General features: G+C 55.0%; 25 protein-coding genes. 15 read left to right on the forward strand and 10 right to left on the reverse strand.

Features of this window, described 5'->3' with window-relative positions; all coding sequences use genetic code 11:
* Window positions 1-2: 2 nt before the first annotated feature.
* The 3 genes from otnC to ltnD are packed head-to-tail and all read right to left on the reverse strand — an operon-like array spanning window position 3 to window position 2,808.
* A complete protein-coding gene (otnC, locus tag ACNT1W_RS09535; RefSeq protein ID WP_012005923.1) occupies window positions 3-635 on the reverse strand; it encodes a 3-oxo-tetronate 4-phosphate decarboxylase in 633 nt (210 codons plus the stop codon).
* Window positions 632-1,894 carry a 3-oxo-tetronate kinase gene (gene otnK, locus ACNT1W_RS09540; RefSeq protein WP_256137866.1) on the reverse strand — a complete coding sequence of 421 codons (1,263 nt, stop codon included), beginning with the start codon at window positions 1,892-1,894 and terminating at the stop codon, window positions 632-634. Before otnK ends, otnC begins: the two co-directional genes overlap by 4 nt.
* A complete protein-coding gene (ltnD, locus tag ACNT1W_RS09545; RefSeq protein WP_419246699.1) occupies window positions 1,894-2,808 on the reverse strand; it encodes an L-threonate dehydrogenase in 915 nt (304 codons plus the stop codon). Before ltnD ends, otnK begins: the two co-directional genes overlap by 1 nt.
* Window positions 2,809-3,089: 281 nt before the next feature.
* Between ltnD and ygbI the strand changes: the two genes are divergently transcribed.
* Window positions 3,090-3,854, forward strand: a complete 765-nt coding sequence (gene ygbI, locus ACNT1W_RS09550) for a DNA-binding transcriptional repressor YgbI (RefSeq protein ID WP_115182933.1) — start codon at window positions 3,090-3,092, stop codon at window positions 3,852-3,854.
* Window positions 3,855-4,069: 215 nt separating this feature from the next.
* Here ygbI and ACNT1W_RS09555 read toward each other — a convergent pair whose 3' ends face one another.
* From ACNT1W_RS09555 to ACNT1W_RS09570, 4 genes are all read right to left on the reverse strand, one after another.
* Entirely contained in the window at window positions 4,070-4,555 is a 486-nt protein-coding gene (locus tag ACNT1W_RS09555) for a hypothetical protein (protein ID WP_261130252.1), read from the reverse strand.
* A gap of 124 nt (window positions 4,556-4,679) precedes the next feature.
* The gene (locus ACNT1W_RS09560) at window positions 4,680-5,447 is read right to left on the reverse strand and encodes a molybdopterin-dependent oxidoreductase (protein WP_115182932.1); all 768 of its coding nucleotides are present in this window, start codon (window positions 5,445-5,447) and stop codon (window positions 4,680-4,682) included.
* Window positions 5,440-6,045 carry a cytochrome b/b6 domain-containing protein gene (locus ACNT1W_RS09565; protein WP_218216328.1) on the reverse strand — a complete coding sequence of 202 codons (606 nt, stop codon included), beginning with the start codon at window positions 6,043-6,045 and terminating at the stop codon, window positions 5,440-5,442. The genes ACNT1W_RS09560 and ACNT1W_RS09565 overlap by 8 nt, the downstream gene beginning before the upstream one ends.
* Before the next feature lie 14 nt (window positions 6,046-6,059).
* Window positions 6,060-6,686 carry a hypothetical protein gene (locus ACNT1W_RS09570; RefSeq protein ID WP_419246700.1) on the reverse strand — a complete coding sequence of 209 codons (627 nt, stop codon included), beginning with the start codon at window positions 6,684-6,686 and terminating at the stop codon, window positions 6,060-6,062.
* 140 nt (window positions 6,687-6,826) lie between these two features.
* On the opposite strand from ACNT1W_RS09570, the gene ACNT1W_RS09575 reads away from it, so the two are divergent.
* The 9 genes from ACNT1W_RS09575 to ACNT1W_RS09615 all read left to right on the forward strand — a co-directional run bounded on the left by ACNT1W_RS09575 (window position 6,827) and on the right by ACNT1W_RS09615 (window position 17,736).
* Window positions 6,827-7,498, forward strand: a complete 672-nt coding sequence (locus ACNT1W_RS09575; RefSeq protein ID WP_115182929.1) for a heavy metal response regulator transcription factor — start codon at window positions 6,827-6,829, stop codon at window positions 7,496-7,498.
* Complete coding sequence (locus ACNT1W_RS09580) at window positions 7,495-8,919, forward strand: heavy metal sensor histidine kinase (RefSeq protein ID WP_261408261.1); 1,425 nt, start codon at window positions 7,495-7,497, stop codon at window positions 8,917-8,919. Before ACNT1W_RS09575 ends, ACNT1W_RS09580 begins: the two co-directional genes overlap by 4 nt.
* A gap of 544 nt (window positions 8,920-9,463) precedes the next feature.
* Window positions 9,464-10,303 carry a winged helix-turn-helix domain-containing protein gene (locus tag ACNT1W_RS09585; protein WP_012005933.1) on the forward strand — a complete coding sequence of 280 codons (840 nt, stop codon included), beginning with the start codon at window positions 9,464-9,466 and terminating at the stop codon, window positions 10,301-10,303.
* Between the two features lie 158 nt (window positions 10,304-10,461).
* On the forward strand, window positions 10,462-11,091 hold the full coding sequence (locus ACNT1W_RS09590) for a LuxR C-terminal-related transcriptional regulator (RefSeq protein WP_112363846.1): 630 nt from the start codon (window positions 10,462-10,464) through the stop codon (window positions 11,089-11,091).
* 435 nt (window positions 11,092-11,526) lie between these two features.
* Window positions 11,527-12,114, forward strand: coding sequence for a common pilus major fimbrillin subunit EcpA (gene ecpA, locus ACNT1W_RS09595; RefSeq protein WP_012005935.1), 588 nt, complete (start codon window positions 11,527-11,529; stop codon window positions 12,112-12,114).
* A gap of 80 nt (window positions 12,115-12,194) precedes the next feature.
* Window positions 12,195-12,863 (forward strand): hypothetical protein, encoded by a 669-nt coding sequence (locus ACNT1W_RS09600; RefSeq protein ID WP_419246701.1) that lies wholly within the window; start codon window positions 12,195-12,197, stop codon window positions 12,861-12,863.
* A 96-nt stretch (window positions 12,864-12,959) separates the two neighbouring features.
* Window positions 12,960-15,440 carry a CS1-pili formation C-terminal domain-containing protein gene (locus tag ACNT1W_RS09605; protein WP_419246863.1) on the forward strand — a complete coding sequence of 827 codons (2,481 nt, stop codon included), beginning with the start codon at window positions 12,960-12,962 and terminating at the stop codon, window positions 15,438-15,440.
* Window positions 15,430-17,064, forward strand: a complete 1,635-nt coding sequence (ecpD, locus tag ACNT1W_RS09610) for a fimbrial adhesin EcpD (RefSeq protein ID WP_419246702.1) — start codon at window positions 15,430-15,432, stop codon at window positions 17,062-17,064. Before ACNT1W_RS09605 ends, ecpD begins: the two co-directional genes overlap by 11 nt.
* A gap of 9 nt (window positions 17,065-17,073) precedes the next feature.
* Window positions 17,074-17,736: a fimbria/pilus periplasmic chaperone gene (locus ACNT1W_RS09615; protein WP_112363843.1), complete on the forward strand. Its 663-nt coding sequence runs from the start codon at window positions 17,074-17,076 to the stop codon at window positions 17,734-17,736.
* On the opposite strand, the gene ACNT1W_RS09620 is transcribed toward ACNT1W_RS09615, so the two are convergent.
* Window positions 17,733-19,199: an ATP-binding protein gene (locus ACNT1W_RS09620; RefSeq protein ID WP_419246703.1), complete on the reverse strand. Its 1,467-nt coding sequence runs from the start codon at window positions 19,197-19,199 to the stop codon at window positions 17,733-17,735. The two genes, ACNT1W_RS09615 and ACNT1W_RS09620, sit on opposite strands and share 4 nt — an antisense overlap.
* 3 nt (window positions 19,200-19,202) lie before the next feature.
* A complete protein-coding gene (locus ACNT1W_RS09625; RefSeq protein ID WP_419246704.1) occupies window positions 19,203-19,916 on the reverse strand; it encodes a response regulator transcription factor in 714 nt (237 codons plus the stop codon).
* A gap of 147 nt (window positions 19,917-20,063) precedes the next feature.
* Here ACNT1W_RS09625 and ACNT1W_RS09630 point away from each other — a divergent pair, with 147 nt between their 5' ends.
* From ACNT1W_RS09630 to ACNT1W_RS09640, 3 genes are read left to right on the forward strand one after another with little or no spacing between them, the layout of a single operon-like run.
* Window positions 20,064-20,675, forward strand: a complete 612-nt coding sequence (locus ACNT1W_RS09630; protein WP_419246705.1) for a cytochrome b/b6 domain-containing protein — start codon at window positions 20,064-20,066, stop codon at window positions 20,673-20,675.
* Between the two features lie 10 nt (window positions 20,676-20,685).
* Window positions 20,686-21,474, forward strand: coding sequence for a molybdopterin-dependent oxidoreductase (locus ACNT1W_RS09635; protein ID WP_012005943.1), 789 nt, complete (start codon window positions 20,686-20,688; stop codon window positions 21,472-21,474).
* A 58-nt stretch (window positions 21,475-21,532) separates the two neighbouring features.
* Window positions 21,533-21,823, forward strand: a complete 291-nt coding sequence (locus tag ACNT1W_RS09640) for a pentapeptide MXKDX repeat protein (protein WP_419246706.1) — start codon at window positions 21,533-21,535, stop codon at window positions 21,821-21,823.
* A gap of 76 nt (window positions 21,824-21,899) precedes the next feature.
* On the opposite strand, the gene ACNT1W_RS09645 is transcribed toward ACNT1W_RS09640, so the two are convergent.
* Complete coding sequence (locus tag ACNT1W_RS09645) at window positions 21,900-23,939, reverse strand: choline transporter (protein ID WP_012005945.1); 2,040 nt, start codon at window positions 23,937-23,939, stop codon at window positions 21,900-21,902.
* 412 nt (window positions 23,940-24,351) lie between these two features.
* Here ACNT1W_RS09645 and betI point away from each other — a divergent pair, with 412 nt between their 5' ends.
* Both betI and betB read left to right on the forward strand, forming a co-directional pair.
* Window positions 24,352-24,948: a transcriptional regulator BetI gene (gene betI / locus ACNT1W_RS09650; protein WP_012005946.1), complete on the forward strand. Its 597-nt coding sequence runs from the start codon at window positions 24,352-24,354 to the stop codon at window positions 24,946-24,948.
* Between the two features lie 20 nt (window positions 24,949-24,968).
* Window positions 24,969-26,441 carry a betaine-aldehyde dehydrogenase gene (gene betB / locus ACNT1W_RS09655; RefSeq protein WP_017892134.1) on the forward strand — a complete coding sequence of 491 codons (1,473 nt, stop codon included), beginning with the start codon at window positions 24,969-24,971 and terminating at the stop codon, window positions 26,439-26,441.
* Window positions 26,442-26,526 lie beyond the last annotated feature (85 nt).

The raw sequence follows: 26,526 nt of genomic DNA on the forward strand, positions 1-26,526 counted from the left end.
ATTCAGCTCCGTAGCTCGGCAATCTCATCATCGGTCAAATAACGAATCGGGCGTTCGCCGAGGGTGAAAATCAGCTTCGCCGCATCCTCCATCTCTTCGGTGTTGTCCGCCGCGGCACGCAGGCTCTTACCTGTAACCACCGGGCCGTGATTGGCCAGCAAAAAAGCACGGTGCGTCGGTGCCAGCTTGGCCAGATCCTCCGCCAGTCGCAAATCACCGGGACGATAGTAAGGCACCACCGGCACCTTACCGACGCGCATCACCACATAAGGGGTGAAGGGTTTGATGGCATTCTCCACGTCCAACCCCTGCAGGCAGGACAGGGCGGTGAGATAGGTACAGTGCAGGTGCACCACCGCTTTGCATTCCGGGTTGTTCAGATACAGCGCGCGGTGGAAACTGATCTCTTTTGACGGTTTATCCCCGGACAACCATTCGCCGCTCAGGCTGACTTTCGACAACCGATCGGCCTGCAGTTCACCCAGACAGGAGCCGGTGGGAGTGGCCAGTAGCGTGCCGTCCGCCAATAACAGCGAAAGATTACCGGCAGACCCGGTGGCGTAGCCACGCTGAAAGAACGAGGCCCCAAGACGTACCATTTCTTCACGCGCCTGTTGTTCGGTGGTCAGTGTCATAGGGGGAACTCCGTTTGCGCCCGGGCGAAAAAGTTCTCGTCACCAAAATTGCCCGATTTCAGGGCCAGTGAAATAGACTGATCGATGGCACGCACCCAGGGCACGCCGGGAGAAATACAGGGGCCAATGTGGAAACCGCGAATACCCAGAGCCTGCGTTACCACGCCAGAGGTTTCGCCACCGGCGACGATAAAGCGGCTGAAACCCCGCTGCTGGAGCTGTTTGACCACCCCGGCGAACAGCGACTCCACCGCCTGGCTGGCGGCGGCCATACCGTACTGCTGTTGCACCTGCTGCAGTTTTTCCGGCTCTGCGGTGGCGTACAGCAGAGGGGCCAGCGGGGCATTCGCCTGCTGTTGCACCCAGTCGACCAGCTCGGTGATATAGGCCGTGCGCTCGGCATCATTCAGGCACCGCGCCACGTCGACCGCCATAGCGGCCGCCTGTTGACGGTAACGTGCCACCTGTTGATTAGTCATAGTGGAACAGGAACCGGACAACACCACGGCTTTTGCTCCTTGCGGCGCTCCTGCGGCCTGTGGGCTGCCTTGCCCCGGTTGCGCCCATTGGCGTGCCAGGCCAATCGCCAGGCCGGAGCCACCGGTCACCAGCTTCATATCTTTCAGCGCCGCACCCTGGGTCAGCAAGTGCTGTTCATTCAGCGTATCGAGCACGGCGTAACGCATGCCCTGCAGTGCCAATTGCCGTAGTTTTTCAGCCACCGCCCCGGCACCGCGATCCATTTCTGCGGCGTTCACCAGCCCACAGCGTCCCTGAGCCTGTGCTTCCATCAGCCGCAGCAGGTTACTGTCGGTCATTGGCGTTACCGGATGGTGGCGCATGCCGGACTCTGCCAGCAACTGATCCGCCACGAACAGATAGCCCTGATATACGGTGCGGCCGTTAACTGGCAACGCGGGTGAAATCACCGTCTGGCTTTCGCCCAACGCATCAAGCAGGGCGTCGGTCACCGGGCCGATATTGCCCTGCGCGGTGCTGTCGAAGGTCGAACAATATTTGAAGTAAAATTGCCGGCAACCCTGGCGCTGTAGCCAGGCCAACGCCTGCAACGACTGCTCAATGGCCTGCGCCACAGGGCAGGAGCGTGACTTCAGGCTGATAACCACCGCCTGCGCTTCGACCGGCAGGTCATCCCGCGGCACGCCGTTCAACTGCACCGTCGGCAGGCCGTTTTCTACCAGAAAGCTGGCAATATCGGTGGCTCCGGTAAAATCATCTGCAATGACGCCGAGCAGCATTATGCGTTCTCCTTCTTTTGCGGCAGGTCGATACCGGCGAAGATCTTGATCACCGCACTGTCGTCCTCTTTACCGAAACCGGCATTACTGGCGGCGGTGAACATATTGAAGGCGGTTGAGGCCAGCGGCAGTGGGAAATGCAGCGCTTTGGCAGTATCCGCCACCAACCCCAGATCCTTCACGAAGATATCAACCGCCGATTTAGGTGCATAGTCACCGTCGACCACGTGGCGCATGCGGTTCTCGAACATCCATGAGTTACCGGCGGCGTGGGTGACGACATCGTACATAACGTCCAGCGGGATGCCGGCGCGGGCGGCCAGCGCCATGGCCTCGGCCCCGGCGGCGATATGTACCCCGGCCAGCAGTTGATGGATGATTTTCACCGTAGCCCCCAGGCCAATCTCTTCGCCAATGCGATAGACCTTGCCGGCAATGGCGTCCAGCACAGGTTGCAACTGCCGGAAAGTGGATTCGGCACCGGAGGCCATCACCGTCATCTGGCCCTCGGCAGCCTTGGCGGCACCACCGGAAACCGGGGCGTCCAACATGTTCAGACCCAGGGCCAGTAACTGCTGTTCGATCTGTTTGGCATCGGCCGCGGAAATGGTGGAAGACACCATCACCGGCGTATTTGGCTTCAGCTTCGCGGCCAGGCCGTTGTCACCAAACAGGATTTGTTTCACCTGCATGGCGTTGACCACCAGCAGCAACAAGGCATCGAGTTCGGCTGCAAAGTCGTCTGCGCGGGTAGCCGCCTGTTTTGCTCCGGCCTGTTGCAAGGTGGCCAGCGCCTGCGGGTTAAGATCGACACCGTAAGTAGTCAGTCCGGCATTAATGCACGACTTCGCCGCTCCCATGCCCATTGAACCTAATCCTACGATGCAAACTGCAAAATCCGCTGGCTGTGTCATAGCGCACCTCTTGTTAATTTTAGTGATAATTTGTTTTGTTGTGTTAAATATAAGCGCTTTGTCGTGCGTCATCAGCGATCGTTGTCACAATTATTAACAGTGGATGAATAAGGTTCACATCTGTCAATAATATAAATTTTTCTCTATCTATTTGTTTTAAAAAATTAAAATAAAATAACCGATAACATGAGCGACTTCACGGCCTGAAAACAGCAGGCTTTCACCGAACGAAAATTGACGTAAAATCACAATTATTATCACTGCGGTAAAGAGAGGGAACCGTGATACCTGTAGAACGCCATCAACAAATTTTAGCGCTGGTATCAGAACGCGGGGTGGTCAGCATTGCTGAGTTGACCGAACGGCTGGGGGTGTCGCACATGACCATTCGCCGCGATCTGCAAAAGCTCGAGGAGCAGGGCGCGGTACTGGCGGTATCGGGTGGCGTGCAGTCGGCAGAACGGGTGGCGATTGAGCCTTCGCATCAGGACAAGGAAGGGATGTACAGCCAGCAGAAAGCGGCCATCGGTCAGTTGGCTGCCCGGCAGATCCCCGCTGACAGCTGTATCTATCTGGATGCGGGTACCACGACGCTGGCGCTGGCCAGGCACATTAGCGATCGCGATGACCTGACGGTGGTCACCAATGATTTCGTGATTGCGGGTTACCTGATTGAACACAGCCAGTGCAAAATCATTCACACCGGCGGCACCGTCTGCCGTGAGAATCGCTCCTGCGTGGGGGAAGCGGCAGCGCAGGCATTGCGCGGGCTGTTTATCGATCTGGCGTTTATTTCCGCTTCGTCATGGGGCATGCGTGGGCTGTCGACGCCGAACGAAGACAAGGTGATGGTGAAGAAAGCCATTGTGGATGCCAGCCGCCGCTGCATTCTACTCAGCGATACCTCTAAATACGGTAAAGTTGCCACTTATCTGGCACTGCCGATAACGGCATTTGACGCGATTATTACCGATGACAACCTGCCCGCCGCCGCGCGCGAGGCTATCCAGCAGGCGGATATTACGCTGATGACGACCGGAGAGTGATTGGCTAAAACAGAAAACCCCCAAATGGGGATTATGACGTTTCGTTGGAACGGTAGCGGCTGATGACCCGCCCTGGCGTACCGAGGCAACCTCGTTCACGCCACTCCTGGCATCTTTGTTCCCACCAGGCATCATGGAAAGCTTGTAAGGCCTGCAAGCGCTGTTCTTTAATACTCAAAAAATTCGAGCTTTGCTCCTGTGATTGATCCAAGACGTTAGATTTCGATGACATATAAACCGTCCTTTATGAATTCCATTTTGTATAAATACTGTACTCTTCGAGCATGTTTTTTCAATAGTGAATCATAGATTTTGGCCAGGGCGGGTCTTAAAGGTACGCTAAAAACGAGCTTTGCCTGATATTGGGTAACGAAGTCGATAATAGTTTTACCTATCCCATCGACGAACAGGCGCTCACGTTCAGAAAATGTATACCCCATGGGGGTATAGGTATCGAATGCGGAGCGTCCTTGTCTGGTGGCAAGACTTAGTGCTTTGATATCATAAAACTCTATGGCATAAGCGTTATCTAAAAAGTCTGGGTCGGTATAAACATGCGCAAACCATGCTCGCATTTCTTGAGTGATCTTTTTGAAATCCAGATAATATTCTGCAGTTTTTTCGTCACTTTTGCTTACTGTTATCTGATATCTGAATTCACCCGCCCGTAGCGTATAGCGCTCCGTAGCATCAATCTCCATGATAAAATCCTTTTTATTATTACTTTTCCAATAGTTATCTTCCTTGTTAATGGTGAATTATTAGCAGCGACGGGATATCTGTGCCAGCCGTCCGCGGGGATCCTGCGCAGCGCTGCGCAGAAAACTAAATTCCGCTGAACCAGTTATAACCCTGATCTTCCCAGTAGCCGCCGGGGTTGGTATCGCTGACAAAAATAGCGGCGATATGTTTGGCGTTCTTGAACCCCAACTTGGTGGGTACCCGCAGCCTTAGCGGGTAGCCGTAATCCGCTGGCAGCGCCTTGCCGCCGAAATCCAGCGCCAGAATGGTCTGTGGATGCAGCGCGGTGGCCATGTCGATGCTGGAGTAATAGCGGTCCGCGCATTTGAAGCCAACATAGCGCGCGTTCAGATCCGCCCCGACGTGCTGCAGGAAGTTACGCAGCGGCACGCCGCCCCATTGGCCGATGGCGCTCCAGCCTTCGATACAGATCAAGCGGGTGATCTGGCTTTGCTGCGGCAGGCGCTGCAGCTGTTCCAGCGTCCAGGGCGCTTTTCTCTCTACCTTGCCGGAGACTTCCAGTTGATAGCTGGCCAAATCCACTTCCGGCACGTTGTACTCGGGGTAAAACGCGTTAAACGGGAAGGGATTGGTGATTTGGTCCGGGCGATAGGTTTGTGCCAGCTTCTGGCCACTGAACAGCCAGGCCTGCACCCGATCGTTCCAGCGTGACATTGCCCACAATACTTTATCGACCTGATCGCCGTCCTGCAGGTTGCAGCCGCTCAGCATGGCGATGCCGCCCAGCGTCAGGCCGGAACGCAACATCAGGCGGCGCTGCAGATTGACCAATTGTTTCTTTTGCGCCGGCTCCAGCGTCGGTGCCGCGGGGCGCTGTTTTTTATCATTCATGCTTGCCACCCGTAATCATTGCCCACAGCGTGCGCGGCACGATCATCACCATCAGCAGGTGGATCACCACAAATAAACCAATGCCGGACATAGCGAAAAAGTGCACATAACGCGCGATATCAAAACCGCCAAACAGGCTTACCAACCCTTGTAGCTGCACCGGTTTCCAGATTGCCAGCCCGGAGAGCACCAGCAACAACCCGAGAATCAGTACCCCGAGATACATTAGCTTTTGAATGGCGTTATAACGGCCGTGCTGATGTTTTAGCCGCAGCGTTAATGCCTGCCAGATATCGCGTCTTAACGTACCGGCGGTGAGCGGCAGCAGATCCTGCCGGAAATGGCCGCTGAACAGGCTCCACAGGAAATAGCACAGCGCGTTGCCTGCCAGCAGCCACATGACCGCCAGATGCCAACCAATCGCGCCCCCCAGCCAACCGCCGAGCGTGACCTGCGGCGGGAAGCGAAAGCCGAACAGCGGTGAGGCGTTGTAGATTTCCCAGCCGCTCATGAACATGCAGACCATGGCAAACAGGTTAATCCAATGGGTAATGCGTACCGGCCAGCGGTGCACCGGCCGTGGCGCGTTGGTTTTCATCATCGACTCCCGAGTTACATCGGCGGAACGGTGCCGTCTTTGCCGGCAGAAATACGGGTGGCGACGCGTTCGCCCTTATCGTCAGTGGCGGAGAACAACACGATGTGCGCACCGGGTTTGAGCAGGCTGCGATCGCCGTGATCAAGAGTCACGATCGGCACATCTTCCGGCACGTTAACGGTTTTCTGCTGGTTGCCGTAGGTCACGGTCAGAGTGCGGCCGTTGGAGTTAACCAGTTTACCGACGGTGCCGTTGGTCATGGTATCCACCTTGCCGTCGGCAGATTCCCAGGCTGAATGGCCCTCTCCGGTGCCGCGCAGGCTGGCGGCGAACACGTGGACTTCCAGCGCTTTCAGGCTGCCGTCCGCTTGGGGGACCGCGGCGGTGCCGATAAAGCTGTCCGGTTTAATGTCGTCCAGCGTGCCTTTTGAAACGCTCAGCACCTTCGTCTGGTCGTTGAGTTTCACATTGAGCGTTTCCCCTTTACGGTCGGTAATTTGCAGGCTGCTGTCGGTCACCTGACTGATAGTGCCGCGCAGTGGAGCAATAACTTTCCCTGGCGTTTGAGCCGCAGCGGCGGCTCCGCTGCACAGCATCAGGGTGGACAGCAGTAAACCGGCAAAACGATGACGGGTAATCATAATGTTCTCCTCTGTTTAGGTTGCCGGTTAAGCATGGTTGAACAACAGGGACAGCACCATGTCGGTTTAATGACATTAATGTCATCAAGCATGTCTGCCGAAGCTGCTAGTATTTCCGCAGGTGTAATGAGGTGGCGACAATGCGGATATTGGTAGTTGAAGACGACATCAGTACGGGTGATTACCTGAAGAAAGGGCTGGGCGAGGCCGGATACAGCGTCGATTTGGCGCGTAACGGCACCGACGGCCTGTTTCGGGCGCTTGAGGATGCTTACGACGCCATTGTGCTCGACGTGATGCTGCCAGGGCTGGATGGCTGGCAGATCATTGAGGTACTGCGCAAGAAAAGCGATGTGCCGATCCTGTTTCTGACCGCCCGCGACGGGGTGCAGGATCGTATTCATGGCCTGGAGCTGGGGGCAGATGATTATTTGATCAAACCTTTTTCCTTCACTGAACTGGTGTTGCGATTGCGCACCTTATTGCGGCGCGGCACGGTACGTGAGGCCGACCACTATGCCATTGCCGATCTGCAGCTCGACGTTCTGCGCCGCAAAGCGGTACGGCAGGAGCAGGTGATCCCGCTGACCAACAAAGAGTTCATGTTGTTGCATCTGTTGGTGCGTCGTGAAGGGGAAGTGTTGTCACGCACCATGATCGCCTCGCAGGTCTGGGACATGAACTTTGACAGCGATACCAACGTGGTGGATGTGGCGATCAAGCGGTTGCGTGCCAAGATTGATCGGCCCTTTGACGTCAAGCTGATCCACAGCGTGCGCGGTATCGGCTACGTTTGCGAGCCGCGTTCATGAAGGCTCTGGTCCAGCGTTGGCGTGCGCTGTCGTTGACGCTGCGCAGCGCTATGCTGTTTGCGCTGGTGGCGGCGTTGGTCGTCAGCGGTGCGGGATGGTACCTGTACGACGCAATGCGTCAGGAGATGACCCTCCGCAGCGATTTGCAGGTCACCGGCCGGGTGGAGTATTACCGTAATTTACTGAGCCGGCGTTTTCCCCTCGAGCGGCTGATGGCGAACACCGGCCTGTTTGAAAATATGCTGGGGAACGAGCAGGACGTGCTGATTTTTCAGCAATCTGGGCAAAAGCCGTTAATCAACGTTAACCCGGCCAGGCTGAGCCTGCCGCCGATGATCCCGACGCCGGTTGGCACGCCGCAGCGGTTGAGTGCGGTACAGAGCGGGCAGACGGCGCAAGGCGTGCCATTGCGAGCCGTCTCGGCGCTGGTCAGACTGGAGGACGGCAACCTGCTGCAGATCTCGGCGGCCCATGTGATGTTCAATGAACAGAAGATGCTGGCGCGTTATCTTTGGCGAATTGTCGCCGCGGTGATAGTGGCGTTTGTGCTGATCGCATTGCTGGGTTATTGGGTGATGCGCCGTGGCTTACAGCCATTATGGCGCATGGCAGCGCAGGCGGCGGTGATCACACCGAATACGCTGTCGACTCGCCTGAGCGAGCAGGGGGCGCCGAAGGAATTGCAGCAACTGACTCGTTCGTTTAATGCCATGCTCGATCGCCTGAACGAAGGCTATCAACGGCTGACGCAGTTTTCCGCCGATCTGGCGCACGAGATCCGCACTCCGGTGGGCGCGTTAATGGGGCAATGTCAGGTGGCGCTGTATCAGTCACGCAGCGTGGAGGAGTATGAAACCCTGTTGTCGAACAACATGGATGAACTGGAACGCATTTCGCGCATGGTAGAAAATATTCTGTTTCTGGCGCGTGCCGGCGAAGGGCAAGCGGTGCTGAACGTCAGTCGCCTTGATATGGCGCAAGAGCTGCAACGGGTGGCGGATTATTTTGAAGGGCTGGCGGAAGAGCGCGGTATTACGCTGGTTTGCGCAGGCAGAGGGCAATTGCTGGCGGATGCCATGTTGTTCCAACGTGCACTGAGCAATCTGGTGGCCAATGCGGTGCGTTATGCCGATGAGAACAGCCAGATATTACTCCAGACCCTCACTCAGCAGACTGGGGAAGTGGTTGTACAGGTGGTTAATCAGGGGCCGGCTATTGCTCCAGCCCATCTTGATAAGTTGTTTGACCGTTTCTACCGCGCGGATGCTGCCCGCAGTTCCGGCAGCCATGCCAGCGGGCTGGGATTGGCGATCGTCCGCGCAATCATGACGCTGCACGGCGGTGTCACTCGTGCCCACTGCTCCGGAGGGAATAACTCCGCCCGGATCACCTTTAGCCTGATATTTCCCGCCGCAGATTAATTTAATCCCGCCGTTTGAGACTAATCTTTGCATCACTAATATAGTGACGCAGGGTATTATTGGCGCAAATGTATTCGTAACCATTTACTTTCATTTTCACCGTTATTGTCTCTATAACCCCCGAATCAAAAGATTAATCCTGCCGTAAATTGCGTCTATTTTACGCTTTACCCTTTGATTTTTGGTTAAATATAGTGTCATCAAAAATTATGCATTATTATTTTTTCATTAAAAATGCTTGCATTAAATGAGCAGGAAGGATTTTTAGCTTAAAGGAGATAATTTACAAAACAAAAAACTAACTTTAAGAACTTTTACATATAAATATATCAATGATTGTGATGTTTGTATAATCTTTGGTTATGGTTTATGAGAAAAATCTTATATCGAAAACAGTAAGGCGAGAAACATCCATTCTGTGGCGTTAATTGATTTTCATTGCGATTGGAGACTGGAATTACTGATTAACCTGATTAAATATTGCTTAATATTTTATTAACATTTAACGACGGCGATAAATAATCACTAGAGTGACCTCTAAAAAATGAAATATAGATTAAACGATCACATCATTTTTGATGTGGATACGGGCACCCTGAGCCTAACGGAGCTCTCTGATGACCCCATCTCTATTTCCAATCCTTCAAAACGACTACTGCTGCTATTGATTACCCATCATGGTGAGGCAGTTGGCCGGGAAGTGATATTCAAGAAGGTTTGGGACGATTATGGCATGGTTTCTGGTAACAATAATCTTAACCAGTGCGTGAGCAAGCTACGTCGGGTAATTAAAAACCTGGGCATTGAGGAAGAGGTGATCGCCACCGTACCCAAGGTCGGTTTTATGCTGCGCTATGAAATAATAGTTGAACACTGTGACGGGCCGGAAAACAGCTTCACCGACGAAGAAACGTCTGTTATTCCGCATGCCTCTGTTCAACCGGAAATAGCATCATCGGCCGGGAAGCCGGGGAGCGTCGGGACAGTGTATGCCGGCTATTCCCGACGTTGGTGGACGATAGCCAGCATCGTCGCACTGGGGGTGATTATGCTGGTGGTGGCGATTAGCTGCTACCTCACCGGCTCGGTTTCCCGGCAGGAGATTTATTTGGGTAAGGCCAACAGCTGTAAGGTTTTCATGTCGATGCCCGGCGCTGCGGTTGCCGTCAGTGCCGGCCTGAGTCGTGACATTCTGGCCTATGCCGCCCCGCAGACGGCAGAGTGCAGCGGCGACGAGTTCTTGTTGGTGGTGCGTAGTAACCAGGTGCGCTCCTACATTTCCGGTATTTCCCGGCTATTTTTCCTGCGTTGTCGCATTTTGCGTGAGCACAGGGTCGAAATTTGTTCTGGTCTTGAAAGCGACAAAGCAGCAATTATCAATTAATCATTACTCGGTGTCAGGATGAACACCACCCCGGGGGAAAGGAATATGCCGCCAATATTATCACCTTGATATTAATAACTTAAGCTTTGCCTTTTGGCTACTAATGCAGCATTTCCGCCTCAATCGCTATTTTTATACCTAAATTACGGTAATAGATTATGACGAATATTCCTTTCAAAGAGGCTATTCTCTTTTTTGAACCCAATCCCTGGGTAAGAAAAGGATTACGGGCACTTATTGAACCCGAGCCAACGCGCTACCAATTTGTCTACAGCATCAGAGAAATAGAGGCTGTGCTGAAGGAGAATGAGAAACAAATCCTCATTATGGAGTTGTATAATGAAAGTGAGAATTTGTATGATGTATTACGCTTCATTCTGACGATTAATGATTTCTGGCCGAAGACACCGCTGATCATATTTACTGAAGTGACTAACGCCAGCATACTGGCGATGCTGGCGGCAGAGACGCATTTATCCCTGGTGGCAAAAGGCGATCCGCTGGATTGTCTGCTCGAAGCCGTTGCCGTTGCCGACACGGGAGTGGGGTTTCGCAGCCCGGGTATTCAGGCGGCGCTGACCCAGCCCGTGGAGCCTCTTTCACGCAGCGAATGGCTTATACTGGCGATGATGATTACCGACAGCGATCCGCGGCGCATCGCCCGTGTCACCCATCGCAGTTACAAAACGGTGAGTACCCATAAGTTGAATATCATGCGCAAACTTGGTCTTAATCAGGCAGGGTTTATGCGTCTGATTCTGGCCTTCCGCATTCAGCATCCTGCCTGAAAATCAACCGTCGGTCCGTCTTGTTACCAGTCAGATCGGCGGCTTAATAAAACCTCCTCAGATCGCTTATTTTTCTCGCCACTTACCATTTCGCCAGAATTGATTTAGATCAATTTAAATATCCTACAAAAATAATTCAAATGGCCGCATTTACGCCTGGCGTAATTGAGCATTTCATATGCTGTTTTGGCCGTTTTATTGGCATGGAAAATAATAGGGATTTTGTTCTTGCTGTGGGCATGCTCTGGGTTTTAAAGCTTAAATCTGGTTGAGTAAACGTTAATTGTGGAATTAAAATCTAAATATTTATGTGTTGGTAGTTAATGGTTCTTTTTTGATTTGAAGCGGTTACTCTCCTTCTCGTCAAGCAGACTGGCTAAAGCAGGTCACGCTAATGGACGCACAATCATATTTAAAGTTGAAGGGAGTTTTACCATGAAGAAAATTACACTGGCACTGGCCATTATTTCAGCCTTCGCTGCGGTTAGCACTGCACAAGCCGCCGACGTCACCGCTCAGGCGTTGGCCACCTGGTCTGCTACCGCAAAGAAAGACACCACCAGCAAACTGGTTGTTACCCCAATCGGCAGCCTGTCCTTCAACTACGCGGAAGGCATCAAGGGCTTTAACAGCCAGAAAGGTCTGTTTGACGTGACTGTGGAAGGGGATGCCACCGCTACCGCATTCAAACTGACTTCCAAACTGGTTTCCAACACCCTGACTCAGCTCGACACCTCTGGTTCTACCCTGAACGTGGGTGTGAACTACAACGGCGAGGCCGTAGAGAAAACCGCTGAGACCACCATGATTGATACCTCTGCCGGCATTCTGGGTGGCAACCTGAGCGCGCTGTCTAACGCCTATAACAAGGCCGTTCGTACCAGTGCACAAGACCAGTTCACCTTCACCATCATTGGCGCCACCTCTGACGGCACCACCGCAGTGACTGATTTTAGCACCTTGCCGGAAGGGATCTGGAGCGGTGATGTGAGCGTTGAGTTCAACGCCACCTGGACCGCCTAATCCCCTGAGTGACCGCTGTAAAACAGGGGGGTAACCCCCTGTTATTCACCGCTACTGAAGAACGCTACTGGAATACCGTCATGAAACCTTTCTCTCTCGCCGCCCTCCTGCTGTTATCGCTGTCTTACCCTGTTTTCGCGCTTGATGTCGGTGAGATCAGTTCGTTCATGCACAGCGATAGCGCGCGTCTGAGTAAAGAAATCAAGAACACCACCGACAGTGGTCGCCTGGTGAACATCAAAATCGAGCGTATCTCCAGCCCGCTGGAATCGGGTGCGGTGGTGCCGATGGGCAGTAAAGACGAAATGTTGCTATCACCGGCCAGCCTGATATTGCCGGCCAACGCCAGCGATGTGATTCGCTTTTATTACAAAGGGCCAACTGATGGCCAGGAGCGCTACTACCGCATCGTCTGGTTCGATCAGGCACTGAGCGACGTGGGGCAAAACTCGGCCAAGCGCAATGCCGTCGCGACCACCTCTGCACGAATCGGCACCATTTTGGTGGTGGCACCCCGGCAGGATCAATTCAATTACCAGTTTGCCGCCGGCCAGATCAAAAACACCGGCAACGCCACTTTCAAGGTGGTGGCCTACGGCAACTGTCGTAACAAGAAAGACGGCCATGACTGCAAGGAAAACTATTTCGTGATGCCGGGCAAGGCGCGGGGGTTCAGCAAAGTAGACGTCAACGACAAGAAAGGTCGCGTGGCGTTATGGCATGGCGACCAGTTTATCCCGGTGAAATAGAGCAGCTTGTCTGCAATGAAACGGAATGCACCACATTAAAGCAAGGAGTGGCATGTGAAGGCTGTGCTGTTGAAAACGCTGCTGGCCGGCGGGGTGATGGCGATCCCTGCGGTGTTGCTACCGGGGCAGACGGCGATCGCTGCCGGGCTGACCCAAATTGACGGTGTGTTGATCCCGCAGACCTTCAGCCTGGCGCTGCGCGAAGGCATGAGTATTCCACTGCTGCTGCACTTTGAAAAAAACAGCGGTGTAAAAGATGACAGCCGCATTGGGCACGCTTTTTTATATCTGGATAACGATCGGCTGAAAATCCGCCAGATCACGCTGGAAGACGGGGACGATGGCACGCCGCTGACCGCAGAGACCATCAGGCAATTGCAGGCGTTGCAGGAGGCTAAGTTTGACCAGCAACAGCGCATTGCACTGACGGATGACGCCTGGCTGGCGCTGGATTTCCGCCAGCTTAATTTGCAGCTGGTGGTGAAGGAGGCGGCGATGGGGACCCTGCTGCGTGCTCGCTCCAGCGACATCGGCGTTTCCAGCGTGGATGCCGTCAGCAGTACGCTGGATTATAACCTCGGGGTTTATGATAACCGCACCCGGGCCAGCGAGGGTAATACCTCCAGCTACCTGTCGCTCAACAGCGTCACTGCCCTGCGTGAGCATCATGTGGAAGTTAACGGTTCCGTTTATGGCATCGGCAGCGGCGATGAGAATGCCACGCTGTATAAGGCAATGTACGAACGTGACTTTGCCGGCCGTCGCTTTGCCGCCGGCATGCTGGACAGCTGGAACCTACAGTCGCTGGGGCCGGTCACTACCATCAACTCCAGCAAGATCTATGGTCTGTCTTATGGTAACCGCGCCAACTCCACCGTATTTGATAACAGCCAATCGCTGACGCCGATCGTGGCGTTCTTCCCCTCTGCGGGGGAAGTGCATCTGTCGCGCGAGGGACGACTGTTGAGTGTGCAGAACTTTGCCATGGGCAACCATGAGGTGGATACCGGCAACTTGCCTTACGGCATATATGACGTTGAGGTTGAGGTGGTGGTCAACGGTCGAGTGGTGGATAAACGCATGCAGCGGGTGAACAAGCTGTTCAGCCCCAACCGCGGTGCCAATGCGCCGCTGGCCTGGCAATTTTGGGGTGGCATGATCCGCATGGATGACTGGCGCGGTGATGATCAACGCCAGCGGCAGGCCAAGGATTCTTACCTGATCGGCGCGTCGGCCACCGGTAACTTGCGGACGCTGAACTGGGCGCTGTCCGGTTACTCGTTTGACAGCAACGCGGTGGGTGAAAGCCGTATCAGCGTGCCACTCAGTCAGTCGATTCAGTTCAACGTGCAGAACATGGTGGCATCTGACCATTCCTGGAGCCTGGTCAACAGCGTCAGTGCCGCGCTGCCCGGCGGTTTCAGCAGCCTGTGGGTCAATCAGGAAAAAACGGTGATCGGCGACAAACTGCTGCAAAACGATGCGCATAACCGCGCCATCGGCGGCACGATGAATTTTGGCGCGCTTTGGTCACCGTTGGGGAGTTTAAGCCTCAGTTATAACGACGATAAAAAGAATGGCAGTCACTATTACAACGCTGATTATTACCAAAATATTTTCACCGGTCGTTTTGGCACGCTTGGCGTGCGTGCCGGCGTACAGCGCTACAACAACGGTGGCTACAGTTCGAATACCGGTAAATACATCGCACTCGATTTCTCACTGCCAATGGGCAACTGGCTCAGCGCCGGGGTTTCAAATCAGAACGGCTATACCACGGCCAACCTGGCCGCGCGTAAAGACATTCAAGACGGCCCCATTCGCACCCTGGGTGCCAACCTGTCACGGGCGATCTCCGGTGACACCAAGGGCGACAACAGTATGAACGGAGGGGCCTATGCGCGCTTTGACACCAAATATTCCGCCGGTACGGTCAACGTCAGCAGCTCTGCCGACGGTTATGTTAACACCAGCCTGACCGCCAGCGGCAGCGTCGGCTGGCAGGGGCGTGATATTGCGGCCAGCGGCAGAAATGAGGGCAATGCGGGCATCATCTTTAACACCGGCATTGGAAATGACGGCATGCTGACCGCCCGGGTTGATGGCCGGACGGTCAAGCTGACCGGCAATAAAAACTATGTGCCGTTGTCGCCGTACGGCCAGTACGAAGTTGAGTTGATGAACAATAAAAACTCGGCGGAAAGCTTCGATATCGTCACCAGGCGCAAGAGCAAGTTAACGCTGTATCCGGGCAATGTGGCGGTGATCACGCCGGAAATTAAACAGATGGTGACGGTATTTGGCCGCATCAAGGCGGAAGACGGCACACTGCTGGCCAACGCCTATATCAAAAACCATATCGGCCGCACCCGCACCGATGAAAAAGGCGAATTCATTATGGACGTCGATAAGAAGTTCCCGGTGATCGACTTCACCTACAGGGGTAACCAGAGCTGTGAAGTGAGTCTGGACCTGAGTAAGGCACAGGGGGCGATATGGGTCGGCGACGTGATTTGTAGCGGACTGCAAACCTACGCGGGTAACCTGCAGACAGGAGAGACGATCAATGAAGGCTAAGTTTACGCTGCTGCTGATGCTGTGGGTTACCTTGCCGCTGCGCGCGGCGGTGAGCGTCACCAACTGGCCGGATGCCGCGACGATGAAGTTCGTGTTTGTCGAGAATAACGCCGATGACAACTTTTTTGTTACGCCGGCCGGTGGGCTGGATCCGCGCATGACCGGCGCCAATAAGTGGACTGGGCTAAAATACGGCGGCTCCGGCACCATCTATCAACAAAGCCTCGGCTATGTGGATAACGGCTACAATACCGGCCTGTCAGCCAACAATCGTTTTGACATGTGGCTGGAAAATACGCCGATCAAGAACCCGTTTCTCGGGCTGCGCTGCATTAACTGGTATGGCGGCTGCAATATGGATACCAGCCTGATTTTGCCGCAGGCTACCGACGAGAAAGGCTTTTACGGTGCGGTGGTGACTTCGGGTGGGGCTAAATGGATGCACGGCATGATGTCGCCGAGTTTCTATCAATACTTGCAGCAAATGGCCCCAGGCAGCGCATTCAGCATGCAGATTAATGCCTGCCAAACCGCGGATGTCTACGATGCCAGTAGCGGGGGGCGCTGTCAGGATCAGAGCAGAGGTAGCTGGTATAAACGCACCGTAACCCACAGCAAGGCGGCGCATCTGCGTTTTATCAACACCAACGCGGTGTCGGAAGTGTTTGTTAACAGTGATGGCGTACCGATCATCGGTGAGGGCAATGCCGACTGTAAAAACCAGACTATCGGTTCACGCTCTGGCATCACCTGTAAAATGGTCAGTTACGATCTGCGGACCGACGGCAGCGTCAGCAATACCTCGATTCACGTGTTCCCGGCGATCAACCATGCGGCGTTAACGTCGGCGACCAACGCCGCCGATTTGCAGTTCAGCCTGGATGGCAATAGCTGGAAAAACACCTCGGGAACCGGCAGCTATTACACCTTTAATCAACTGAAGAGCAGTAATGTGATTTACGTGTTCTTCGCCAGCAACTTTTTCAAGCAAATGGTGAAACTGGGGATTTCCGACAGCGGCACTCGTGACCTGATTAACTTCCGCTTCCAGAACACCACCTCACCCGAGTCCGGCTGGTACGAGTTTTCCACCTCCAACCAGTTGATTATCAAACCGCGTGATTTCAGCATCAGCATCATCTCCGACGACTACGATAACCAGCCACATCGAGAAGGTTACGTCGGCCCGGCGGAGCCTCCGCTGGAGTTTGGTTATATCGTCACCACCAGCGGCAAGACCGCCGCCGACCAGGTGCGAGTGATGGCCACCGGCCCAACGCAGGTGATCAACGGGATTAATTACTGCATTTTTTCCTCGGCGGATAACCAAAGTCAGGTGCCTTTCCCGGCCATGCTCAGTATCACTACCAGCACCAACGGCCAACAAAGCTATGACGCAGGCTGCGACGGACAGTGGCATGACATGACCGATGCGTTATGGAGCAGCACGCCGTGGAATGACATCTCCGGTGAGGTAGGGGTGCTGAACAAAACCCGGGTCAAGTTCAGCATTCCGATGAATAACCCGATTTCCCTAAAGACGGTGGAAGGTAACGGCTGGTATGGCGACGTTAGCGCTGCCGGGGAGATCCACGTTGAAGCCACCTGGCGCAACATTAACTAGGAACAACCCATGAGAAGCTGGCTGTTCTGGCTACTGTGTTGGCCATTTGGCGCGACGGCGATAAACGTCGGCACCCTGACGTTTGCGATGGATCAGGATCAATCGTTCACCGCCAAGCGGGTGCTGAACAACAACCGCAGCGCGCGTATTTATCAGGTGACTGTGCGCGCCATCGACAGACCGGGGGAGAAAGAAACACGCAGCCGCCCGGCGGACGGTGAACTGCTGTTTGCCCCGCGCCAGCTGCAACTGCAGGCCGGGCAGGGCGAATATTACAAGTTCTTCTACCGTGGCCCGCAGGACGATCGCGAGCGTTATTACCGGGTATCATTTCGCGAAATTCCCACCCGCCTTTTCGACCCGGCGCAGCGTCAAACTGCCGGCGTCAATCTGGAGCCGATAGTGGTGATGGACACCATTTTGGTGGTGCGCCCACGCCAGAGTCATTTCGCCTATCGGTTGGATCCGCAGCGTGGCACGCTCACTAATACCGGCAACACCTACTTCAAGTTTCTGCTCAAGCCCGGTTGTGACAGTACCGACGAGGAGGGGATCACCGAATACCTGCGCCCGGGTGATACGCTGACCCATGCAGGCATTCGGCTGAAAGGGCAGAAATTTATTATTTATAACGACAAATTTATCAGCGTCGATAAAAGCTGCATTAACTAACGCAGCGGGATCGAAAAGCGGAAACAGGCACCGGTTTGCGGCCGCTCGACCAGTTGGATATCGCTGTCGTGCAGCAGCAAAATGCGCCGAACGATCATCAGTCCCAGCCCGCTGGCATGGCGGCGGGCGCTGCTCAGAATCGAAGGGCGCACGAACAGATCGGCGCGTAGTTCCTGCGGGATGCCCGGGCCGCTGTCATTGACCTGCACCAGCACCTTGCCTGCCTGTTGCCACAGGCGCACCTCAATCTCACCGCCCTGCGGCGTGTGGCGGATGGCGTTGTCCAGCAGGTTGGTCAATACCCGCTCAATCATGCTGACATCGGCAAACACCAACGGAATGCCGGGGGTAATATCCGCCAGCAGCCTTTGCTGGCGAGCCTCTGCTGCCAATTCGAACTTCTGGAACACGTCCTGCACCAATTCGCTGAGTGAGAACGGCTCCTTCTGCGGTTTCACCACGCCATACTCCAGTCGCGCCAGCTCGAACAGTTCCTGCGCCAATCGGCCGACCTTACGGCTCTGCGCCAGTGCAATCTCCAGATAGCGTTGACGATCGTTGTCGCTCAGGCTGGCCGATTTTACCGACAAGGTTTCCAGGTAGCCGTGCAACGACGTCAGGGGAGTGCGCAGATCGTGCGAGATATTGGCAATAAACTCGCGGCGTTGCTGATCCTGCTGCGAAAGCGTCTGCCACTGTTCGGCGATACGCTGCGCCATGCTGCGGAATGCCTGCTGCAGTCGGCTGACTTCATCGCGACCGCCGCTGTCGGCCGGCAGTGCCGCATAGGCTTGTACCGCCGCGATGCCACCGCTGTCCAGCTCAGTGACCTGGCGTGTCAGACGGCGGATAGGTCGGGTCACCCAATAAAACGCAAAACCACCGGCCACCAGACTGAACAGCACCATCAGGCCCGAGGTCCACAGCGCCATGGAGACCGCGGAGTTGTGCAAGGCATGACTGGCTAACGCATCGTAATCCTCACCCAGCAAAACCACGTACAGGTAGCCCTCAACCTGACCGTTGACCTTCAGGGGCGCGGCGCTGAACACTTTTTTGGCATCCGGATTACGCGGGTCATCGCCGTACACCGGCATATTTGCACCATTAAAGAGCGCCTGCAGCGGCTGCAGGCTTACTTTTTGTCGCTTCAGGTGACCGGCCGGTGCGGCATCGCCGATAATCTCGCCCTGCTTATCGAGCAGGTACACCTCAACGCTGGGATTCACCGCCATCAGTTGACCGAACAGGTTTTGCACCGACTGCGCGTTCAGCCCGTTTTGCCCCAACAGCGGGTTGCTGTCGGCAATGTGCTGCGCCAGATTACCGGACAGCCGTTGGATCACCGCCTGGCTGTACTGGGTGCTGCTGCGCACCTGCATCCAGCCGGAGATGGCGCAGCTGACTACCATCAACAGGGCGAAGATCAGGGTCAGACGTTGCGTTAGCGTAAGGTTTTTCATGATTCACTCTTGCGGCACAGCCGCGAATTTATAGCCCATGCCCCACACGGTGAGGATGCGCTCGGGTTCCGCCGGATTGGTTTCGATCTTGATACGCAGCCGGTTGATATGAGTATTCACGGTGTGCTCGTAGCCTTCGTGCTGATAACCCCACACCTGATTGAGCAGGCTGAGGCGGGAAAACACCTTGCCGGGGTGTTTGGCAAAAAAATACAGCAGGTCAAATTCGCGCGGCGTCAGATCGACATTCTGTTGGTTCAAATGCACTTCTCGGGCAATAGGGTCGATGGTTAAGCCGTCAAAGTTCAGGGTGCCTGCGTCCAACCGCAGGTTGCGGCTCATCGCCTCCTGGCGGCGAAACAGCGCCTTGACCCTGGCCACCAGTTCCAGCATCGAGAAGGGCTTGGCGAGGTAGTCGTCCGCGCCCAGTTCCAATCCCAAAACTCGGTGTACCTCGCTGGAGCGCGCGCTGGTAATAATGATTGGCGTGTAGCGCGTCATATTGCGGGCGCGGCGGCAGATCTCCAGCCCGTCAATGCCCGGCAGCATCAGGTCGAGGATCAGTGCATCCCAGCCACCCTGTTCCAGCATCGCCATGCCCAGATTGCCATCGGCGGCATGGCCGATGTCATAGCCTTCATCGCGCAGATGTAATTGCAGCAGCTCGGCGATGTTGCCGTCGTCCTCGACGATTAAAATTTTCTTTGGCTTTTCCACTCTTCTCACCGCTATTGCCAGACCTGATTGAAGTCTACACAACCCTCAGTGCCGGAGTTATCACATTTTATTTAACTTTGCGTGAGGTCTTGGGGAACAAATCAGGCGGATACTCAGCGCATCGAAACGCCACCCAAGGAAAGCCTCATGGCCATGTCCATTACACCGGAGAAACCGGTGGTGATCCATCCGCTGTGGCTGCGCCTGACGCACTGGCTGAATGCGCTGGCGATGCTGATTATGGTCACCAGCGGCTGGCGCATCTACAACGCTTCGCCGTTCTTTAACTTCAGTTTTATCAATGAGCTGACGCTGGGCGGTTGGTTGGGCGGCGCGTTGCAGTGGCACTTTGCCGGCATGTGGCTGTTTGGCATTAACGGTCTGTGTTATCTGCTGATTAATATTTTCAGTGGCCGGCTGAAACGCAAATTCTGGCCGCTCAGCCCGAGAGCCTTGCTCGGCGATTTGCTGGCGGCGCTGCGGGGCAAGCTCGGCCATAACGATTTACGCCATTACAACATGGTGCAGCGGGCAGCCTATCTGTTTGTGATGGTGGCGGGCGTGGTGATGGTGCTTTCCGGCCTGGTGCTGTGGAAGTCGGTGCAATTTCCACTGTTGCGTGAACTGCTCGGTGGCTATGAAGCGGCGCGTTATATCCACTTTTTCGCCATGTCGGGGCTGGTGGGTTTTGTGGTGGTGCATCTGGTGATGGTGGCGTTGGTGCCACGCACGCTGTTGGCCATGCTGCGTGGACGTTAAGGAGAGCCTGATGAAAGCACAGAAACAGCCAATAAGCCTGAGTGAAGGGCAAGAGATCGTCAGAGAGGCGCAGCAACTGCTGGCACGCCAACTGGAGTCTTCTTCGCGGCGGCGCTTCCTGCGCAACGGGCTGACGTTGGGGGGGATTGCCATGCTCACCGGGTGTGACATCAGCGACAACACCAATGTCGAACAGGCGCTGAGCCGTATCTCACGCTTTAACGATCGGGTACAGGGCTGGCTGTTCAATGCCGACCATCTGGCACCGGTGTATGCCGAGTCGATGATCACTCGTCCGTTCCCGTTCAACGCGTTTTATGCCGAGGATCAGGCACCGGAGATCAATGGCGACGACTACCGGCTGGAGGTCAACGGACTGGTGCTGAATAAGCAGCCCTGGACGCTGCCGCAATTGCACAAGATGACGCAAATCAGTCAGGTGACGCGCCATATTTGCGTAGAGGGTTGGAGTGCGATCGGCAAGTGGGGCGGGGTGCCGTTCGCGGAATTTCTCCAGGCGATCGGTGCGGACCTGAGCGCCAAATATGTCAGTTTCAAATGCGCCGACGATTACTACACCAGTATCGATATGGCCACGGCGCTGCATCCACAAACCATTATGGCGCTGACCTACGACGGCCAGATCCTGCCGCGAAAATACGGCTATCCGATGAAGCTGCGTATGCCGACCAAGCTCGGCTACAAGAATCCGAAACATATTCAGGTGATTGAAGTCACCAACCGCTTTCCCGGCGGTTACTGGGAAGATCAAGGTTACAACTGGTTTGGCGGCAGCTAAAGGCGGCCACAACTATCCCCGGCACACAGGTGCTTTTTAAATGAGAGAAGGAAATACCATGAAAAAGTTATTCGCAGTGATGATGTGCAGCGCGTTGATGTTGGGTTCTATCGGTGCCAATGCAGCAGACAGCATGAGCAAAGACGCGATGAAAAAGGACAATATGGGCCAGATGTCTCATGACGGCATGGCTAAAGACGGCATGAAGAAAGACTGCATGGGCAAGGATTGCATGAAGAAAGACAGTATGAGTAAGGATGCGATGAAACATGACGGCATGAAAAAAGACAGCATGGCCAAAGACGGCATGAAGAAAGATGAAATGAAAAAAGACACCATGGGGAAATAAGTGGCGCAGGCTCCGGCTACCCTGAAAACCAAAGGCCACGCGATGTGGCCTTTGGTGTTTAACAGCGGATTAGCGCTTACATATCCGGGAAGGTCAGGGTGTTACCCGGTGCCTCACGGTGGATGTGCACAAAGTTCAGGTGTTTCTCGTACTGATCGAGGATATCGCCGATTACCTGTTCCTTGCTGTAGTCCATCAGGTCATTGCCCTGGGTGCCTTCCATCAGGAAGGTTTCCAGCCGGTAGTAGTGCGACTTGCCGGAGCGGGCGCGATAGGTAAAGCCCGGCACCGAGTAACGCTGCGGCCAGATCTGGTAGATAAAGTTCTGCTCCTCGCCTAAATGCACCAGCAACTCCAGATGGTTTAAACGCTCATCTTCGGTTGGCGGCACTTCACTGAACTCCACTTTGGCGCCGCGTAATTCCAGCTCACGCGCCACTTCCTGCATCGCCGGCCGACAGCGGGTATCCATCATTTTCTGTGTGTATTGGCTGCCCGGATAATTCATTACCCGCGACAGGCGCTGTTTCCAGTTCAGCACGTCATTGCTGGACACCGGCATGGGCGCATTGGTGTTCAGCGCGCTGGCCTTGCGGTAATCCTCCACCCGTAGCGATTTATACAACCCGGCCATCACGAAGAAGATCACAAAACTGAACGGCAGGCCCATGATCACCGTGGTTTTCTGCAGGGCAGGCACGCCGTCGGTCATCAACATACCTATGGTCAGCAGGCCAATCGCTACCGACCAGAAAATACGCAGCCAGTTGGGGGCGTCATTATTGATGTCGCTCAGGCGTGAGGTGAAGTTACCCAGCACCAGCGAGCCTGAATCCGCCGAGGTGACGTAGAACAGCAGCCCAGTGATAGTGGCCACCGAAGCGCTGAAGGTAAAGCCCGGATACTGCGCCAGCAGGCTATAGAATCCCCGTTCCGGGTACTGCATCACTTCCTGCGCGAAGGCGGCGTTGCCGTGAATAATCTGGTACAGCGCGCTGTTACCGAAGATTGACAGCCACAGCAGGGTAAACACGAACGGAATAATCAGCGTGCCGACCACAAACTGGCGAATGGTACGCCCACGTGAAATTCGCGCCAGGAACAGGCCGACAAACGGCGCCCAGGCCACCCACCAGGCCCAGAAGAACAGGGTCCAGTTGTTCATCCATTCCACCGGGCGATCGAAGGCGAAACTGTTGAGCGTCATGCCCATAAAGCGGTTGACGTAATCACCGACGTTAAGCACCAGCGCATTGAGCAGGAACTCGGTATCGCCGAAGAACAGCACGAATAAAATCAGCCCCAGTGCCAACAGCACGTTGAGCTCGGACAGAATACGGATGCCCTTATTGACGCCGGAAGTCACCGAAATAGTGGCCATGATCACCGAAAGCAGGATCAACGCGGCCTGAACCGTCAGGTTTTCCGGTATGTGAAACAGCACTTTCAGCCCGTAGTTCAACTGCACTACGCCAATACCGAGCGTGGTGGCGATACCGAAGATGGTACCCAGCACCGCGGCGATATCTACGCTGTGGCCAATCGGGCCATTGATGCGTTTACCGAAAATCGGGTACAGGGCAGAGCGGATGGTCAGCGGCAGGTTATAGCGATAGCTGAAATAGCCGAGGGCGATACCCATCAACGCGTACATCGACCAGCCGGTCAGGCCGTAGTGGAACAGCGTCCAGACCATTGCCTGGCGTGCGGCTTCCAGCGTCTGGCCCTGGCCTTCCGGCGGCATCATATATTGTGTCACCGGTTCGGCGACCGAGAAGAACATCAGATCGATGCCGATACCGGCGGCGAACAGCATCGCCGCCCAGCTCATCAGGCTGAATTCGGGTTTTGATTGTTCAGGCCCGAGCTTGATCGAACCAAAGCGCGAAGCGGCGATAAACACCACAAATACGATGTACAGGGTGGCGGCCAGCAGATAGTACCAGCCGAAGGTGGTTGAAACCCAATTCAGGGTGCGGGTGATCCATCGCCCGGAGAAATCGGTAAAAAAGATGGTCATCAGCGAGAAGGCCAAAATCAGCCCTGCCGAGGTAAAGAAAACCACAGGATTAAGGCCATCCTTTTGCGGTTTTGAGGAGGTTTCGCGTGTTGTCATCGTCTTCCTCTGTTTTTTAACAACTGAGTAAAATCGTGCCCACACACCAGCCTGAACGACACGCGGGTGTCGCCCGGAAACAGTGCGGATAAGAACGCCGCGACAATCACTATTGCTTGCCAAAGATTGCCGCTTTGCTTGTTTACGAAGCGGAAAATCGCTTCGTGGTGGGAACCGCTTACAGACACTGATTTTGGTCAGATTCGTTAAATACCTCACAAAAATCAGCCAGTTCCACAACCGAAAAATACATATTTATAACCAATCGGCAATAAAATATATTCAATTTTTATTGAACGTTCAATCAAAAAAAAGTTTAATAGTTAGCATGAAGACCAAGTTCAGCAGGCGGAAAGGCAGTGAAATTCCGCCGCTGAGACGAGGCCGAAGTCGGTTTTGTGAGAGTCGAATTATGCCAAAGGTAGGGATGCAGCCGATCAGAAGGCAGCAGTTGATAGATGCCACGCTGGCCGCAGTCAATGAAGTTGGAATGCATGATGCCACCATTGCGCAGATAGCGCGGCGGGCAGGGGTTTCCAACGGCATCATCAGCCACTATTTCAAGGACAAGAACGGCCTGCTGGAGGCCACGATGCGCTATTTGATTAGCCATCTGGGCGAAGCGGTGAAGCTAAGGCTGCAGGCGTTGAGCGACCACAGCCCGGCATCGCGGCTGCAGGCGATCGTCGCCGGCAACTTCGACGACAGCCAGATCAACAGCGCGGCGATGAAAACCTGGTTGGCCTTTTGGGCCAGCAGCCTGCACCAGCCGCAGCTCAATCGGCTGCAGCAGGTGAATGGTCGCCGTCTGTATTCCAACCTGTGCGCTGAATTTAGCCGGGTGTTGCCGCAGGCGGAGGCACGGCTGGCAGCCAAAGGGCTGGCGGCGTTGATCGACGGCCTGTGGTTGCGCAGCGCGTTGCGCGGTGCGGCATTTAATCAGGCGCAGGCGATAGCGCTCACTACCGATTACATTACGTTTCAACTCCGGGGGCACACGCCACCCTGAGGACAACCCAAGGAGAACCTATGTCCCGTTTTGGCTTACAGAAGCTCTATATTAATGGCGCCTATGTAGACAGTACCGATGGAAAAACCTTCAACGCAGTGAACCCGGCGAACGGCGAAGTCCTTGCCGAAATCCAGTCCGCCAGCGCTGAAGACGTCAACCGTGCGGTGGCCAGCGCAGCCAGCGGACAGAAGGTGTGGGCGGCAATGACGGCGATGGCGCGTTCTCGCATTTTGCGTCGTGCAGTAGATATCCTGCGCGAACGTAACGACGAACTGGCCGCGCTGGAAACGCTGGATACCGGCAAGGCGATGTCAGAAACCACGGCGGTAGATATTGTCACCGGTGCCGACGTGCTGGAGTATTACGCTGGCCTGATCCCGTCCATCGAGGGGCAGCAGATCCCGCTGCGCGATACCTCCTTTGTTTATACCCGCCGCGAACCCTTGGGTGTGGTGGCCGGTATCGGCGCCTGGAACTACCCGATTCAAATCGCCTTATGGAAGTCTGCCCCCGCATTGGCGGCAGGCAACGCCATGATTTTCAAACCCAGTGAAGTGACTTCTTTGACGGCGCTGAAACTGGCAGAGATCTACACCGAAGCGGGCCTGCCGGACGGCGTATTCAACGTGGTCACCGGCAGCGGCGCAGAAGTGGGCCAGTACCTGACCGATCATCCTGGTATCGCCAAGGTGTCGTTCACCGGCGGGGTGAAAACCGGCAAGAAAGTGATGGCTAATGCCTCCGGCTCGACGCTGAAAGAAGTCACCATGGAACTGGGTGGCAAATCGCCGCTGATTATCTTTGACGACGCCGATTTGGATCGCGCCGCTGATATCGCCATGATGGCCAACTTCTACAGTTCCGGCCAGGTGTGTACCAACGGCACCCGCGTATTTGTTCCCGCAGCGTTGCAGGCACAATTTGAAGCCAAAATCCTCGAGCGTGTAAAACGTATCCGTCTGGGCGACCCAACCGATCCGCAAACCAACTTTGGCCCGCTGGTTAGCTTCGCGCATATGGAATCGGTGCTGCGCTTTATCGAAAGCGGCAAGAACAGCGGTGCGCGTCTGCTGTGCGGTGGCGAGCGTGTCACTGAAGGTGAATTTGCCAAGGGTGCTTATGTGGCGCCGACGGTGTTTACCGATTGTCGTGACGAGATGGAAATTGTGCGCGAAGAGATCTTCGGGCCGGTCATGAGCATCCTCAGCTATCAAAGTGAAGAGGAAGTAGTACGCCGCGCCAACGACACCACCTTCGGCCTGGCCGCGGGTGTCGTGACCAATGATCTGACCCGCGCCCATCGGGTGATCCACCAGTTGGAAGCCGGCATCTGCTGGATTAATACCTGGGGCGAATCGGCGGCGGAAATGCCGGTTGGCGGTTACAAGCAGTCTGGCGTCGGCCGAGAAAACGGCCTGATGACGCTGGAGCACTACACCCAGATCAAATCAGTGCAGGTCGAGTTAGGCGAATACGCCTCCATATTTTAATTATCCCCGTCGTCTTTCAAGCTACAGCGTTGTTGGCTGCGAGCGCAGACCCCAGTCACTTACTTGAGTAAGCTCCTGGGGCTCT

It is taken from the genome of Serratia sp. NFX21 (assembly GCF_048517035.1).
Taxonomy (GTDB): domain Bacteria; phylum Pseudomonadota; class Gammaproteobacteria; order Enterobacterales; family Enterobacteriaceae; genus Serratia; species Serratia quinivorans.